Here is a 15,596-nt window from a genome sequence, read left to right as displayed (position 1 = left end):
TCGGGCTTTCTTCATGCTGGGGATTAACGGCGCGTGCGTTTACGCAGCTGCCAGCCGATGGCCAGCAGGATAAACCATAATGGCGTCACCATTAATGCCTGACGTGTATCCTCCTGTAGCGTGAGCAGGACGAGGATAAACACGAAGAAGGCCATACAAACCCAACACATGAATTTACCCAACGGCATTTTAAAGTTAGATGCCGCATGGCGTTCCGGAAATTTTTTGCGATAGGCCAGATAGCTGCACAGGATGATGGTCCAGACGAACATAAACAGAATGGCCGAAACCGTGGTGACCAGAGTAAAGACGGTCATCACATCCGGAATCAGGTAAATCAGCGCTACGCCGCACAGCAAACAGAAGCAGGAGAAGAACAGGCCGGTCGTGGGAACGGCGCGCGCAGATAACCGCCCAAAAGCCCGGCTGGCAACGCCCTGCTGTGATAAGCCATACAGCATGCGACTGGTCGAGAAAATGCCGCTGTTAGCCGATGAGGCGGCAGATGTTAATACCACGAAGTTCACGATACTTGCCGCCGCCGGAAGACCAATTAAAACAAACATCTCAACGAACGGACTGCGATCGGCCATCACTTCTGTCCAGGGCGTGACAGACATGATTACCATCAGGGCCAGGACATAAAACATAATGACGCGCAAGGGAATCGCGTTAATGGCGCGCGGTAAGACCTTGTGCGGATCCTGTGTTTCGGCGGCGGCCGTACCGACCAGCTCAATGCCGACAAAGGCAAACACAGCGATCTGAAACCCGGCAAAAAATCCGCTCAGTCCTTTGGGAAACATACCGCCGTGATCCCAGATATTACTCAGGGCTGCGGTACCGCCACCGGGAGAAGGATAGTGGAGTGAAACCAACACGATTCCGGTCACAATTAAGGCGACAATCGCCACAATTTTGATGATGGCGAACCAGAATTCCATCTCACCGAACATCTTCACCGTGGCGATATTCAACGCCAAAAAGACAAAGACGCACAACAGCGCACTCATCCAGATGGAGAACCCCGGAAACCAGAGCTGGAAGTAGGCGCTGATAGCCACCACGTCGGCGATACCGGTGACCACCCAACAGAACCAGTATGTCCAACCGGTGAAGTAGCCCGCCCACGGCCCAAGTAAGTCGGCCGCAAAATCGCTAAAGGATTTGTATTCCAGATTCGACAGCAGCAATTCGCCCATTGCGCGCATGACGAAAAACAGCATAAATCCGATGATCATATAGACGAAAATGATGGACGGGCCGGCCAGACTAATGGTTTTTCCCGAGCCCATAAACAGACCCGTTCCGATAGCGCCGCCGATAGCGATGAGCTGGATATGCCGGTTATGCAGATTACGCCGCAATGTGTCTGAGCCTTGCGGGCTCTGCGTGTGGTGAGAGTGATCAACCATGAAATTGTCTTTCCTGTCTTGATGTTGTGTCAGCTCTGATGGCTGTTGAGGATGACTGAGTGTCTGAAACAATTGGGCATAAGATAGAGGAAGTAAGGATAAAAACGGTAATCATTTTTTAACAATATCAGACAACATACTCATCAAAAGAGCATTTTTGCTTCCAGCAGGTGGTTTTTACGTCAGATTAGGTAATATTTCATCACCTTGTGTTATCTCCGGGGCAGACAACGCACGGCGCTTCTACACTTCCTCATTATTGGTTGTTTCACATCAGAGGCATTATGCGCACGCTTGTCCTGCTTATTATCGTGACCGGGCTGGGGTGGATGAGTTTGCCCTGGCTGAAACAGCACTTACCCCCGCAGTTTAATCCGTTCACGCCTCTCTCGGTGACCGATCCGCCAGGCTGGATGACGCGGCTGAAAATCAAGCGTCTGCAAAATGATCCTGCCGCCTGTCTTGACGTCATGCGTCGGGCAGAGCAGGCGGGACAGGTGAGTTTCAGCCAGCAACCAGCCATCGCCGGCCAGTGTCCGCTGGCTCAGCCGCTGAGAGTGCAAAAAATGGGCGCAGTATCACTCAGCAGCAGCTTTCTGGCCAGCTGTCCCATGGCCGTTGCGGCCACCCTGTATGTGGTTCACAGCAGTCAGCAGATTCTTCAGCAGTCGGGCACCCGGCTGGTGGGCATTGAGCATGTTGGCAGTTATGCCTGTCGTAATATCTATCACCGAACTCAGGGGCGACTAAGCGAACATGCCACTGCTGACGCCTGGGATATAACGGCCTATCGTCTGGCCAATGGTCAGCGGCTGGTGGTCAGTCAACACTGGCAGCAACCTGAAGAGAAAGCGCTATTACTTCACGGATTGTGGCGAACAGGTTGTCACTTTTTTGGTAATGCGCTTGGACCAGATTATAATACTGCACATGCAACACATTTTCATTTTGGCATGCGTGGGGCAGGTTATTGCAGATAGTAACAGGACAGCGCTGAGGGTAATTACGGGGTTTTTATTTCTTATTATCCAGCATAAAAAATATGCGACTATTTCGGTTTTTCAGGCTTCGTTTTTTTTATTAACGTTATATCCGGGTATGCAACCTTTTTTATGTGTGGCGTTGTGCCTTTCAGCGAATAGACGTTATTTAATGCATGTGGGATAATGAATTCTGAGGTCGTTGCCGTGTTTTAATTTTATTAACATTCCGATATTTTATTGTGATATTTTTTTCTTATTAAATACGTTATTGATTTTTTTTTACAGGCTGTATTTTACCCCCGCTCAGACAATATGTTAAGTTAATTCATGTCTGATATTTTATCCTGGGGCAACAATATGAACAGCTTCTTTCTTATCAGGGAAAAGACATTCTCTTTGCGTCACGCGTTTCACTTAAGGTCGTGCATCACGCTTGAGCAGAGCCAAAAGAGTAGGGCTCCAGGCGCGGTAAGGGACGCGTTTTCGGCAGAGATCATGTTACCCGGAGGTTTGAATAACGCCACATTTGATGTCAGCGATACTGCAGCATGTTCTTTTTTAGGCTTTGCCTTGAACGTTTAATCAGCAATGATGATGCATAAAAGGTGTACATTGACCCGTTGCGGGTATCAAATGGGTCATCCAGGAAAATAATAAGTTGCGGACCGCAACTTCTTTAGTATTATTTTTCAATGCTGGCTGCGTTTAAAGATTGAAAAAATATAAGAAAAATCCTATTATTCTGCCCATCACGCGTTGCCTGAATTGCCAGCAGCATTCTTTTATCCCTGGTTTTGGCATTTTGCCCGTAACGGGTCCTGAAAACCAAATGAAAATAAAGCTTTTTTTGATGTGCTGACACAGGGTAAATTCATTTCTGATGCAAAGATATCAAGCACGTAGTGGAAGTTGAGGCAATATGACAAGTGAAGATTATTTTTCCTGGCGGACTGAGACTGAAAATCATTTTCAGGCACTGGCGACGACCCAACAATTAAAGGGGCTCCTGCAGGATTATATCCAGTCACTGGGTTTCGATTATTTCGCTTTTTTTATCCAGCACCGCGTTCCTTTTACCCGACCACGTGTTTATTTACATGACACTTATCCTAAATTATGGATTAAACGTTATAAAGAGCAGAATTATTATGCGATCGATCCCGTGTTGCAGCTTTGCCTGCGCTCAGGAAAAGGGGTTGAGTGGACGCCTGAGCTGTTTAGCTCGGCAAAAGAAATGTGGCAGGATGCGTGTAATTTTGGGCTCCTGAGCGGATTTTCGTGTTCTGCAATGGCATCAAATCGCGCCGTTGGTATATTATCTATAGGATCAAAGCGTCCCTTTATTACTGGCAGCCGGCGAGTTGAGCTCGAGGTAAAGCTGCATTTTTTGGCTGAGCAAAGCCTGTCCTTACTCGAACGCCTGAATGATGAAGCACTGATGGTCCAGGGAAATGATTTTAGTCAGCGTGAGCTCGAAATTTTGAGATGGACTGCTGAAGGCAAAACGTCACAAGAAATTTCACTTATTTTGTCGATTTCTGAGCACACCGTAAATTTTTACCAAAAAAATATGAAAAAACGTTTTAATGTTTCTAATAAAACTCAAATTGCATGCTACGCCGCAGCAATTGGACTGATTTAAATGAAAAGCAACTGCCAACTTTAGTAGTTCCCTCGTTGAGGTCACTTGTCTACCCTGCGCTAATGCGCTCCTGGGCAGGCGCAAAGAAATCATTGCAAACATGGGGATGTCAGAGGCGCATGATGAAAATAGTTCAAACGCAGTTAAAGGATATGCCATCTTCCTTGCTTGCCGAGCTTGGCAGTTACCGTTATAGCGTGTTTGCACGGGGTGAAGGTTGGTCGATTCCGCCGCGTCTGAGCACGCCTGGGCAAGAGTACGATCGTTTTGATCGCTCTGATGTAACCTGGTTGATCGCATGGAGTGTACGCAATGGTATCAGTGGCTGTGCGCGATTAATGCCCTGGACTGAACCCGAGCAAACGGAAGGTATCGTTTTACCGTTCAACCACGAAAAAGTCTGGGAAATGTCGCGTTTCTCAGCGCGGCTGGAGGTCGATCCTGAGTTGCCACTTACGATTCTCTGGCATGCTGTTCAACTGGCCGAAATTAACGGTATTGAATTTATTATCAGCTCGGCCACGCCGATGCTGGAAAAGATGTTCGAGCAGCATCAGGTCGTCTATCAGCCCTTAACGCCCGGACTGATTCAGTCGGAAGATAACCTGTTTGCCATCCGTATTCCCGTCAGCCAGCCAGCACTGGCAGAAAAATACCGTGGTGCACGTCGCTTCAGCCCGGAGGAGGTTCTGCCTTCGTTGGGCGTCTCGGTTAACTGGCACCCGCACGGTTGAGTTTATGCCCCCGGTGACGGGGGCATCTTAGCGTTACTGACGATAAGCCGCTTTGATTTGCTTGATCGTGTTGCTGAACACTTCCGCCTGCGGCATGTCGCCCAGGGTTTTGACGTAGCGTTCCATGTTAATGATCACTTTGCCCGCATCGGCCTGGCCCATTCCTTTCAGAATCAGTGTGATCATCATCTTCAGGCAAGCCACTTCATCAGATAATTTTTGCGTTTCCTGCGAGGTCGCGAAATCTTCATCGCTCATGAATTTCTCCTTGGTGGTTAACGTCGTCTCTTATTCGGTACGCACAGCAATCCGAGAGTATACCACAGGGGATTACGCTTGCTGAGTGCATCACGACAGCAGGCGTTCCCGCCTTACTTTGTTCAGTTAAATTTATTAATCACGTGCAGGAATGGTCAGGTCAAAAAAACAGACAGCAATGTCAGGAATATGATTAATTGAGACGCTATTTTTTTTTTAACTTTATGAAAAGACTATTTTTTTAAAAATCCCATTGCAGTAGCTGTTTTTTGGGATGCGCTTTCCAATAACCCAGGATTTGCATTGATATAAATCATTGAAAGCTCTCCTCCCACGACTTTGTATATGTGCTTTTAATGCAAAAACGGGTATGATTGCCGCTCGCAATCGTTAAATGCTACCTCTTTATTAGCTGCGGAGTGCTTCGCGTTGATCACTGTCCTTCTTGTCGATGACCATGAACTGGTACGTGCCGGTATCCGCCGTATTCTCGAAGATATTAAAGGTCTGGTGATCGCTGGCGAAGCCTGTTGTGGTGAAGATGCCGTTAAGTGGTGCCGTGCTAATCAGGTTGATGTCATTTTAATGGATATGAACATGCCGGGCATCGGCGGGCTGGAGGCGACGCGAAAAATCGTGCGCTACAACCCTGATATCAAAATCATCATGCTGACTATCCATACTGAAAACCCCCTGCCGGCAAAAGTCATGCAGGCTGGTGCCGCAGGTTATCTCAGTAAGGGCGCAGCGCCACAGGAAGTGGTAAACGCGATTCGCTCGGTCAACGCCGGGCAGCGCTACATTGCATCGGACATCGCTCAACAAATGGCGCTTAGCCAGATTGAGCCACAAAAAGCCGAATCTCCCTTCAGCTGTTTGTCGGAAAGGGAATTGCAGATTATGCTGATGATCACCAAGGGGCAAAAGGTGACGGAAATTTCCGAGCAGCTTAATCTCAGTCCTAAAACCGTTAACAGCTACCGTTACCGGATGTTCAGCAAACTGAATATCAGTGGCGATGTAGAGTTAACGCATCTGGCCATCAGACATGGCCTGTATAATGCGGAGCCGTTAATAAGTAGTGAGTGACCTCTTTAATCCCAAAATCTATCTGAGTACGGTCACCAGTGAACCCGGCGTATACCGGATGTATGACGCTTCCGGAACGGTTATCTATGTCGGCAAAGCCAAAGATCTGAAAAAGCGGCTTACGAGCTATTTTCGTACGAACGTTGGCAGCCGAAAAACCGAAGCGCTGGTGAGTAACATCCATCACATCGATGTCACCGTAACCCATACTGAAACCGAAGCGTTGTTGCTTGAGCACAATTACATCAAGCTTTATCAACCGCGCTACAACGTTCTGTTGCGCGACGATAAATCCTACCCCTACATTTTTCTCAGCAGCGATGTTCATCCTCGCCTGGCGATGCATCGGGGCGCGAAACACGCGAAAGGCGAATATTTCGGCCCGTTCCCCAATGGCTACGCGGTACGAGAAACGCTGGCGCTGCTGCAAAAAGTGTTTCCTATCCGTCAATGCGAGAACAGCGTGTATCGCAACCGTACGCGCCCCTGCCTGCAATACCAGATTGGCCGCTGCCTGGGTCCCTGTGTTGCCGGGCTGGTGAGTGAGGAAGAGTACGCACAGCAAACGGATTACGTGCGGCTGTTTCTGGCGGGTAAGGATGATCAGGTGCTGAATTTACTGGTCCGCCGTATGGAAGATGCAAGTCATGCCCTGCGGTTTGAAGAAGCGGCACGCCTGCGCGACCAGATCCAGGCCGTCAGGCGCGTCACCGAAAAACAGTTTGTGTCTAATCAGGGCGACGACCTGGATGTGATTGGCGTGGCCTACGATGCCGGTATGGCCTGTTTACACGTGCTGTTTATCCGTCAGGGTAAAGTGTTGGGAAGCCGAAGCTATTTTCCAAAGGTGCCCGCCGATACCGATCTGGCGGAAGTCGTGCAAACCTTTGTGGGGCAGTTTTATTTGCAGGGTAGCGAAATGCGGACGCTGCCCGGTGAAATTTTGCTGGATTTCACCTTACCTGAGCGCGAACTGCTGTCTGAGTCGCTGACCGAATTAGCCGGGCGTCGGGTGAATATTCAAAGTAAACCTCGTGGTGATCGCGCGCGCTATCTCAAACTGGCACGAACCAATGCCGGTTCGGCATTAAAAACCCGTCTGTCTCAGCACTCGACCATTCATCAGCGTCTCACTGCGTTAGCCGAGTTTCTGGAGTTGGATAAGATCACCCGAATGGAGTGTTTTGATATCAGCCATACCATGGGAGAGCAGACCATCGCGTCCTGTGTCGTGTTCGATCAAAACGGTCCCCTCCGTGCCGATTATCGCCGCTATAACATTGCCGGCATCACGCCTGGTGATGATTATGCAGCGATGAATCAGGTGCTGCGTCGCCGTTATGGAAAAGCGATTGAGGAAGAGAAGATCCCCGATGTCATTTTGATCGACGGCGGTAAAGGCCAATTGGCTCAGGCAAAGCAGGTTTTTGCCGAACTGGACGTGAGCTGGGATAAATCACGTCCCATTTTACTGGGCGTAGCAAAAGGCACCGATCGCAAAGCCGGTCTTGAAACGCTGTTTTTCGAGGCGGAGGGCGAGGGGATTTCCCTGTCGCCTGATGCACCAGCGCTGCACGTGATTCAGCATATTCGTGATGATGCTCACAATCATGCTATTTCAGGGCACCGTAAAAAGCGGGCCAAAGTGAAAAATACCAGTGCTCTGGAAAGCATTGAAGGTGTGGGGCCAAAACGACGCCAGCAGCTGCTTAAGTACATGGGGGGCCTGCAACCGCTGATGAATGCATCGGTGGAAGAGATCGCGAATGTCCCTGGCATATCCCATGCTTTGGCGGAAAAAATCTACTACTCGTTGAAACACTAGCATTGAAACAGGGTGGGCAATGTAGGAACATACGTTAAACACCACCCAATCCAGACAGTTACCAGCATATGCAATTTAACATTCCGACCTGTCTTACCCTGTTTCGCGTCGTTCTTATTCCGTTCTTTGTGCTGGCTTTCTATCTGCCGTTCCACTGGGCGCCATTTGTTACCGCGTTGATCTTTGTTGTGGCAGCCGTAACCGACTGGTTCGACGGCTTTCTGGCGCGTCGCTGGAAGCAGACAACCCGCTTTGGCGCTTTCCTCGATCCTGTTGCCGATAAAGTCATGGTGGCAATTGCCCTGGTATTGGTTGCGGAGTACTTTCATGCCTGGTGGATCACGCTGCCAGCCGCAACGATGATTGCACGAGAAATTATTATTTCCGCGCTGCGCGAATGGATGGCTGAAATCGGCAAACGCAGCAGTGTTGCCGTTTCCTGGATTGGTAAAGTAAAAACAACGGCACAGATGTTCTCACTTTTTGCCTTGTTGTGGCGTCCGGACAGCATGGTTGTTGGCGTGGGTGTCGTTGCGTTATACATTGCGGCAGTGCTGACTTTCTGGTCGATGTTTCAGTATCTGAGCGCGGCGCGCGGGGATTTGCTCGAACCGTGATCGATACGATTTAAAAAGCAGCAAACGGACGCATTGTGGGGATAATTTTATTGACTCATCGCGTCATCTCAGTAGAATGCATCGCATCGAACGGCAGCACAGCTGCAGAAGCTAAGAAAAATCAGTAAGTTCGATGAAGTGCATTAAATATCGAGCCCTTCAGCAGGCAGTAAACTGAACGGTAAGATGATGCGGGAATAGCTCAGTTGGTAGAGCACGACCTTGCCAAGGTCGGGGTCGCGAGTTCGAGTCTCGTTTCCCGCTCCAAATTAGCAGGTCAGGATAACCTGGCAGCAGACAAGTTTAAGGCGCGTTGGCAGAGTGGCTATGCAGCGGATTGCAAATCCGTGTACCTCGGTTCGACTCCGGGACGCGCCTCCAGTTATACCTCGCCCGGGTGGTGAAATCGGTAGACACAAGGGATTTAAAATCCCTCGATCGCAAGGTCGTGCGGGTTCAAGTCCCGCCCCGGGCACCATATTGAAACACCAATAAAATCAATCAGTAGCAATGTCGTTTAAGCCGCCTCTTTGGGCGGTTTTTTTGTATCTGACATTCGGCAGTGGCGATGAAATGGCGATGAATTGGCGATGACATTTTTTGCTGCCATCTTTCATCACGGACCGTCAGCCCATCCTTATCCTCGTACTCTCCTGACTTGCATAAACCTGCATTTTGGCATCCCTCAGCTTCAGGCCCGCGTCGAAAACTCAAGGCCAGGTCGTTCACGAACTGAAAAGGAAAACAGATGCGTGCAGGCTGTAGTCAGCGGCATCAGCGCTAGCGTTTGAGCTTGATGGGCAACAGCCAAAAGAGCAGGGAAGCCTTCAACCGCAGGAATAAAATTAATTGCTCATTTTATGTGCTATGCTGAATTTCCGTTTCACAACTTAGGCTCACATGGACGACGATGATGAACGGCCCTATATTATCTTTACCGCAATCGGTAAAGCCGTGCTGGAACTGCTTGATGTAAAAGAAGGTTTTTTTGATTTAGAGCTTGCTGAAATACTTGAAGACTGGATGAAAGAGGAGACGAATCCACTTCAGGCGGAGGTTTACAGAATGGCGGCGGAGTTTGTCAGGGCAGGGAAGGCAGTAAATTAAAAAGGCCTGCGTTACACAGGCAGAAACTGTTACAAGGGAAAATCCAGCAGTCAATTTTGACTGACTGTGGAAGCATACAGTGATCGTGCTTTTTAGATACAACTGAATGAGATTTGATCGATAAAAGGCACGATATGCCTGTGTCAGATATAAAAAAGCCCACTCGGATGTGGGCATAGCGAACAGGGCTATAAAGATAAGGTACTATCGATTACATTTTGATTATCGGCCGGAAAGAAGAAACCTTCAGGCATGAGTAAGAATAAAACCAGGTTGACGAGATTATTTTATAAAATATTTATATTTCAACCATTTGCTTTCTAAGTTACGCGCTTTGCAGAGCCTGTTTCTGATAGTGATTTCGCCCGTCCTCTTCATCCATCGGTGTGCCCAAAATCTCTCTTCCGAATGCGTATCCCTGCCATGCCTTCACGGCCTCTTGCGCCGTGAAATACAAAAGTGTTTCAACAGATGCCTTTACAGCGCAAGCATGAATTTACGCGCTTCGCTAAAACAACGAGCTAAGCTTCGAATCTTGTTTTTAACATTAAACCAGAGTGTTGCCAGCGATCCGTTAAGTGGCGTTGGCGCGCGTCTTTCGAAATGAAAACAACCGACTGTTCGCTCTGGCACAGAATGCTTTCCTGTCATCGCGATCTTAAATCAACAAAGGCGTACTTACCCCTTTCAGTGCACTAACCTTGTCAATACATACCGACCAAACTGACAAGGACAAGCCGTGCCCGGACATCAAGCAGAAATCGATTTCGGTTCAGACCACATCATCATAGCGCGCCGCTACCGGGCCCTTGGGGCACTGAACGATCTCTTTATCGCGATATGGTTTTTGACAGGAAGCGTTCTTTTTTTCTTTGATTCGCTAATGACTGGCGGTACCTGGTTATTTGTGGTCGGCAGCCTTCAACTTCTGTTACGCCCGGCGATAACCCTGGCAGAGCTTATTCATGTCAAACGTGTTTATCGCTCTCGCCCTGCCACTTCGCGGTGACAGCCTGAGATAGGTGGTTCAGATGAGTCAGCCCGGCCGCTATTCTGCGGCCCGGCTGTAAGGCGGTCAGACTTAACATCGCTGCTAAAACGTTACCAGGTGCGAGCCGGTGGCGGAGGCGGTTGTTCGCCGGTTGCGGGTGGAGGGGGCGGAGGAGGGGCGTCAGCCCGAGGAGGTGGTGGCGCTAAAGCCTGTCCTGGCGGTGGAGGCGGTGGTGGTGGACGACGATCGTGCGGCGGCGGTGGCGCGCCGCAACCCGGACCTGGCGGCGGCGGTGCGCAGGCGCTGAGCGTGGAAACGACAAAAGCAGCGGCTAAAAAGGTCAGACGACGATTCATGCTATTTCCCTTATGAAATTAACAGTAAGCTAATTGTAGACACCCGTAACTAAAAATAGGGTGGCGAAGGGGAAAAGCGAAGCGAGGAAGGCCATTTGTTTGTTTTTTGAGATACTTCTCATCTCACGATGATGATTCGGCTTTTTGTCTTCACTCCGGTTAAGGTAGCGCATCAATGTAGAGGAGTAATGTTATGAATGGCATTTTGAAATTCGTCCGCGGCTGGCTGATTTTTTCGGTTCTGTGGGGCGTCTTCATGTGGTTTATGTCATGGCAGGCGCAGGGCAAAGAGATTGGACTGGCCATTTTAATGAGCCTGTATGCCGGGTTGCTATACCAGGCACTCATCACCATGGTGGCCCGCTACAAAGCCCGCCGCCAGCAAGCCTGACTTCTGCCTGCTGCGCTCAGGCAGCAGGCCAGTGACTCAGCTCAGATTACCGGTCAAGCGGCGATGGAAATCACTGCTGCGCAGATCCAGTCCTTCTATGGTCACGTGCGTACCATAGCGCTGGTAGCGATATTCGATTCCATCCAGCGCGGCGACGCTGGAGGCATCCCAGATTTGCGCGTGGGTGAGGTCGATAATGACGGATTTCGGATCCTGCGCGTAATCAAAGTGCTCAAACAAATCGTTGCTGCTGGCAAAAAACAGCGGCCCGCGCACGGTGTAACGCACCGACTGCCCGTCTTCGCTTAGCTGCCTTTCGGCATGAATGACATGCGCAACGCGGCGTGCAAATAACATCATCGCAACGATAACCCCGGCCAGTACCCCAAGCGCGAGATTACCGGTGAGTACCGTAATGCCTACCGTCAGCACCATCACCAGCGTTTCTGACCAGGGCATACGTTTCAGGGTTGCCGGTTGCAGGCTGTGCCAGTTTACCGTCTTGACGGCGACCACCATCATGATTCCGGCCAGAACAACCATAGGGATCTTCGCCATAATGTGGCTCAGGCCGGTGACGAGAAGCAGCAGGACCAGGCCCGCCGCAATCGTTGATACCCGACTGCGCGCTTTGCCGAGTTCTACGTTGACAATGGTCTGGCCAATCATGGCGCAGCCGGCGATGCCGCCGTAAAAGCCAGCAAAAATATTGCCTATGCCCAGCCCCCAGGATTCGCGCCGTTTGCTGGAAGGCGTGTCCGTAAGATCATCAACTAATTTGGCGGTCAGCAGCGATTCCATCAGCCCGACAAACGCAATGCTGAGCGCCGTGGGCCAGACGATTTGCAGCGTGTGGCGATCGAGCGGTACGGCTAAGGCCGTAAAGTCAGGTAAGCCGGCACTCATCGGACCTTCATCCCCCACATCCGGTACCCGGTAACCCATCAGCAGCGCCACGCCGGTCACAACGATAATGGCGACCAGAGGGGAAGGAACACTTTTAAGCACTCGGGGCAACAGCAGCACAATCGCCAGAGTGAGTGCGAACAGAGCCCATACTACAGGCGACTGACCCCAGACGTGGGGAACCTGAGCAAAGAAAATCAACACGCCAAGCGCATTCACAAAGCCGATCATCACCGAACGTGGGATATAGCGCATCGCCCGTGACATGCCGGTGACACCAAACAGAATCTGAATCAGTCCGGCCATCACGACCGCAGGCAGAATGTAGGCCACGCCATGGGCATGTACCATCGGGCCAATCACCAGCGCCACCGAACCCGCCGCCGCCGTCACCATGGCCGGCCGTCCGCCAAGAATGGACAGCGTCAGGCAAAGTACAACAGAGGCGACCAGGCTGACTTTGGGATCGACGCCCGCGATAACAGAGAAAGAGATCACTTCAGGAATCAGTGCCAGGGCCGTAATGACGCCAGCCAGACATTCTCGGGTAAGCAGTGCAGGCGAGCGCAGTACGCGCCCCACACTGATATCGTTTTCCACAACGGCGGTCGTGGCGACATCGTTTTGTTGAATCATAATGTTGTGCAGGCTCTTTTATTCATATCTTGCGCGAAAGGCAAGGAGGACTGGATATGGTGAGGGGCAGATGTTACCGATGGATAAACGAAGAAGCCAGAGAAAGCGAAATGACTCCATCCATGGAGAAAGGACTATACCGTTAAGTCGTCAGGGGTTTTATACACCACCATCTCCAGCAGGTGACGATAAACATCCAGTGAAACTTCGTCACTTTCCAGTTCAAGACGATGAATCAGCTTAGAAATTATCGCTTTGTTATTCACAGCCATGCCTGACTGCAGAATTTCTGCAACCACCAGTCCAAGAATTTCCATATCACTGTCAGGCTTGTTACCAGCAACGGTAAAGTAGTCAGCAATCTCTTTATCAGTTTGGGGCAGTGTGTTTTGCATGTGTTAGCCTTTCAAATAGCCAGCTACCCGGGCGGACAGCAGGACAAACAGACCTAAAAGCCATCGCATAAAATACAATGGAACCCAACGCCGTAAACAGGTCGAGATAATCAAAAAAGAAACCTCTGAGGGTGGAAATCCATTACACCTTCAGAGGCGACGCAGATGCATCATTCGTTACAGAGTCGTGATCACAACTCGTTGGCTGTAAAGTTATACAATGTAACTTTGATTGTACAAGTAAATTATTAAGCAAAAAATGCTAATGATTAACAATCAGCATTTTAGGTAAATTATTTGCCGTTAATCTGTACAGGGAAATGTGTACAAGTTGAAAAATCGGCGCGTGAGCAGCACGATTCACAGCAGGTTAAGCAAACAGGTGAAGTTTCGCGGTGAGTTTACGGACCTTCTTCTTGTCCCCGACGATAGCCATGCCCAGTAGACGCCATTCCGATGCCGATTGTGTCTTCATGGCGGCAGTAAAGGCGCCATAGTCTGTCGTCGACTGACCTTCTTCCGGAAACACCACAATATCGCATTCCGCCTGCTCAGCCTGCGGCCATAATGCGCTGAGCTGCTGTGCATCAGCGGCCAGCACGGGGATGCCTACCGGAATCAGGCCGGGAAAGCGCCGGGTGGCGGCATCCTCAAGGGCTTTGCCTGCAAGGGAAGGGTGCCGCTGACCCACGGTCAGGGCGATAACGGCTGCGGCATTGGTTGCTTTGCCAGCGGGTAACGCGCTGTTCAATATCATTACACATCGTGGTTCTGTCATTTTCATCTCCTGAGGCAAAAAGCCATTGTGGCAAGGCTCAGCTCAGGCGTCTGGAAGATTTGTGCACAGTTGCTGGTAACGCGCGGGCGTCAGTTGGCAGGCGCGTTTGAACCAGCGCCCCAGATGGCTCTGGTCGGCGAAACCCAGCTCGGCTGCAACCTGTGCGGGCGATTCACCGATGGCCAGCCGACGGCGCGCCTGGCTCAGGCGCCACTGCACTAACCAGGCGTGCGGCGGCAGGCCCCATTGTTTTTGAAACAGCCGGGAGAGGCGAAACCGATCGACGTTGAGCGCCTGCGCCAGCTCGGCAATGCCGGGATTCTCCGCATGATAAGCCATCAACCAGTCGCGCGCCTGATGCGCCAGCGACGGTGCTGTCTCTGCCCGGGCGCCGCGCAAGACGGGAGAATAACGGAGTTGCTGGAATAAGCGATCCAGCGCTGCATCTTTAATGAGCCGGGGATGATCGTGCCAGAAAGCGTCAAACGCGTGCCAGACCGCCCAGGAGAGTTGACCATCGTCTTTCAGCGTGCTGGCAAAGCGTAGCTCTCCGCAGGGGAGTCCATCAAGACAGGCTGGCGCAAGCTGCTGATGTAGCTGGTGAGGCGAAAGATACAGCATACGGTAGGTAAAACCCTGGGCATCAACGGCATCGCCGTCATGCAGTTCTTCAGGTTCTAACATGAAGACGGTGCCGGGGCGGCTGTGATGACGCTGACGTCGGGAATGGAACTGCTGTACGCCTTGCTCAGTCACACCAATTAAATAGCTGTCATGCCAGTGAGGATCGTAGGCATGACCGGTAAAATGCGCCCGCAGAGATTCAATACCGCTGTTTGGGTCGCGACGCAAATCCACCCAGCTGTCTGTTGAGTCTTTCACACGCATTTTACTCCACGAAACTTTTACGACAGTATCAACCTGGACATTCTGCCGCGATTATCCAGTATTTAACAGAGCAGACACTTTTCATTCGCAATTTGCTTTGCGTATAATAACTTATTCAACTAATTAGAACTCTAATCATTAGGTTGCTATTTAAATGTCATCTACCCGTACCTTTACGCACTTGCTCCATCTTACTGCTCATGCCTGGCGTCTGGCCGTCGATCGTCACTTGAAAGACAGTGGCTTAAGTACCAGCAGTTGGATGGCGATTGGGCTTATTGCCAGCGAACCTCAGCGGCTTACGCAAACGGAACTGGCGCAACGGATGGGGCTTGAGGATGCCAGTATGGTGCCGCTGGTGGATCGTCTGGTGAAGCAGGATTTACTGACGCGCGTGCAGCCAGCCGAAGATCGCCGCAAACGTCACCTGGTGCTGACCGAAAAAGGGAATGACGCGTTCGCCAACGTTAAAACCCACGCGGATGCCTTACGTGCTGAGCTGCTGGCTGATATCGATCCTCAGGAGCTCGCGGTGGTTGAGCGAATTTTAGAGACACTGCTGACCCGAATGGGAACGATGTAATT

At 50.6% G+C, this 15,596-nt stretch carries 17 protein-coding genes and 3 tRNA genes; 14 read left to right on the top strand and 6 right to left on the bottom strand.

Annotation, left to right across the window (positions count from 1 at the left end; all coding sequences use genetic code 11):
* Positions 1–23 precede the first annotated feature (23 nt).
* Positions 24–1,415: a D-serine/D-alanine/glycine transporter gene (gene cycA, locus P9J57_RS13275; protein ID WP_013025298.1), complete on the bottom strand. Its 1,392-nt coding sequence runs from the start codon at positions 1,413–1,415 to the stop codon at positions 24–26.
* A gap of 284 nt (positions 1,416–1,699) precedes the next feature.
* On the opposite strand from cycA, the gene P9J57_RS13270 reads away from it, so the two are divergent.
* The 3 genes from P9J57_RS13270 (at position 1,700) to P9J57_RS13260 (ending at position 4,774) form a co-directional block, all read left to right on the top strand.
* Positions 1,700–2,395 carry an extensin-like domain-containing protein gene (locus P9J57_RS13270; protein ID WP_015700631.1) on the top strand — a complete coding sequence of 232 codons (696 nt, stop codon included), beginning with the start codon at positions 1,700–1,702 and terminating at the stop codon, positions 2,393–2,395.
* A 922-nt stretch (positions 2,396–3,317) separates the two neighbouring features.
* Complete coding sequence (locus P9J57_RS13265) at positions 3,318–4,040, top strand: autoinducer binding domain-containing protein (RefSeq protein WP_013025300.1); 723 nt, start codon at positions 3,318–3,320, stop codon at positions 4,038–4,040.
* Between the two features lie 122 nt (positions 4,041–4,162).
* The gene (locus tag P9J57_RS13260; RefSeq protein WP_014606161.1) at positions 4,163–4,774 is read left to right on the top strand and encodes an acyl-homoserine-lactone synthase; all 612 of its coding nucleotides are present in this window, start codon (positions 4,163–4,165) and stop codon (positions 4,772–4,774) included.
* Positions 4,775–4,807: 33 nt separating this feature from the next.
* On the opposite strand, the gene P9J57_RS13255 is transcribed toward P9J57_RS13260, so the two are convergent.
* Positions 4,808–5,032: a DUF2594 family protein gene (locus tag P9J57_RS13255; RefSeq protein ID WP_013025302.1), complete on the bottom strand. Its 225-nt coding sequence runs from the start codon at positions 5,030–5,032 to the stop codon at positions 4,808–4,810.
* Between the two features lie 429 nt (positions 5,033–5,461).
* Between P9J57_RS13255 and uvrY the strand changes: the two genes are divergently transcribed.
* The 10 genes from uvrY to P9J57_RS13205 all read left to right on the top strand — a co-directional run bounded on the left by uvrY (position 5,462) and on the right by P9J57_RS13205 (position 11,408).
* A complete protein-coding gene (gene uvrY / locus P9J57_RS13250; protein WP_013025303.1) occupies positions 5,462–6,121 on the top strand; it encodes a UvrY/SirA/GacA family response regulator transcription factor in 660 nt (219 codons plus the stop codon).
* A complete protein-coding gene (uvrC, locus tag P9J57_RS13245; protein WP_022623613.1) occupies positions 6,114–7,946 on the top strand; it encodes an excinuclease ABC subunit UvrC in 1,833 nt (610 codons plus the stop codon). The genes uvrY and uvrC overlap by 8 nt, the downstream gene beginning before the upstream one ends.
* A 68-nt stretch (positions 7,947–8,014) precedes the next feature.
* Complete coding sequence (gene pgsA / locus P9J57_RS13240) at positions 8,015–8,563, top strand: CDP-diacylglycerol--glycerol-3-phosphate 3-phosphatidyltransferase (protein WP_006118776.1); 549 nt, start codon at positions 8,015–8,017, stop codon at positions 8,561–8,563.
* A gap of 191 nt (positions 8,564–8,754) precedes the next feature.
* Positions 8,755–8,830: transfer RNA gene (locus P9J57_RS13235), tRNA-Gly, on the top strand.
* Between the two features lie 40 nt (positions 8,831–8,870).
* Positions 8,871–8,944 (top strand) — tRNA-Cys (locus tag P9J57_RS13230).
* A gap of 10 nt (positions 8,945–8,954) precedes the next feature.
* A tRNA-Leu gene (locus tag P9J57_RS13225) sits at positions 8,955–9,041 on the top strand.
* Positions 9,042–9,463: 422 nt separating this feature from the next.
* Positions 9,464–9,670, top strand: a complete 207-nt coding sequence (locus tag P9J57_RS13220; RefSeq protein WP_013025305.1) for a hypothetical protein — start codon at positions 9,464–9,466, stop codon at positions 9,668–9,670.
* A 739-nt stretch (positions 9,671–10,409) separates the two neighbouring features.
* Positions 10,410–10,679 (top strand): YrhK family protein, encoded by a 270-nt coding sequence (locus P9J57_RS13215; RefSeq protein WP_013025306.1) that lies wholly within the window; start codon positions 10,410–10,412, stop codon positions 10,677–10,679.
* 109 nt (positions 10,680–10,788) lie between these two features.
* Entirely contained in the window at positions 10,789–10,968 is a 180-nt protein-coding gene (locus tag P9J57_RS13210; protein ID WP_019105724.1) for a hypothetical protein, read from the top strand.
* 242 nt (positions 10,969–11,210) lie between these two features.
* Positions 11,211–11,408 (top strand): DUF6404 family protein, encoded by a 198-nt coding sequence (locus P9J57_RS13205; RefSeq protein ID WP_013025308.1) that lies wholly within the window; start codon positions 11,211–11,213, stop codon positions 11,406–11,408.
* 36 nt (positions 11,409–11,444) lie between these two features.
* Here the strand turns inward: P9J57_RS13205 and P9J57_RS13200 are convergent, their stop codons facing one another.
* The 4 genes from P9J57_RS13200 to P9J57_RS13185 form a co-directional block, all read right to left on the bottom strand.
* The gene (locus P9J57_RS13200) at positions 11,445–12,950 is read right to left on the bottom strand and encodes a SulP family inorganic anion transporter (RefSeq protein WP_014606158.1); all 1,506 of its coding nucleotides are present in this window, start codon (positions 12,948–12,950) and stop codon (positions 11,445–11,447) included.
* Positions 12,951–13,084: 134 nt separating this feature from the next.
* Complete coding sequence (locus P9J57_RS13195) at positions 13,085–13,345, bottom strand: biofilm/acid-resistance regulator YmgB/AriR (RefSeq protein WP_013025310.1); 261 nt, start codon at positions 13,343–13,345, stop codon at positions 13,085–13,087.
* 370 nt (positions 13,346–13,715) lie between these two features.
* The gene (locus P9J57_RS13190) at positions 13,716–14,123 is read right to left on the bottom strand and encodes a DUF2000 domain-containing protein (protein ID WP_064373501.1); all 408 of its coding nucleotides are present in this window, start codon (positions 14,121–14,123) and stop codon (positions 13,716–13,718) included.
* A gap of 42 nt (positions 14,124–14,165) precedes the next feature.
* A complete protein-coding gene (locus P9J57_RS13185; RefSeq protein WP_019105721.1) occupies positions 14,166–15,011 on the bottom strand; it encodes an AraC family transcriptional regulator in 846 nt (281 codons plus the stop codon).
* A gap of 154 nt (positions 15,012–15,165) precedes the next feature.
* Between P9J57_RS13185 and P9J57_RS13180 the strand changes: the two genes are divergently transcribed.
* A complete protein-coding gene (locus P9J57_RS13180) occupies positions 15,166–15,594 on the top strand; it encodes a MarR family winged helix-turn-helix transcriptional regulator (RefSeq protein WP_013025313.1) in 429 nt (142 codons plus the stop codon).
* Positions 15,595–15,596: the final 2 nt, after the last annotated feature.

It is taken from the genome of Pantoea sp. nfd-35, assembly GCF_056892255.1.
The sequence above is the reverse complement of the archived record's forward strand: the minus strand, read 5'-3'. Positions and strand labels throughout refer to the sequence as shown.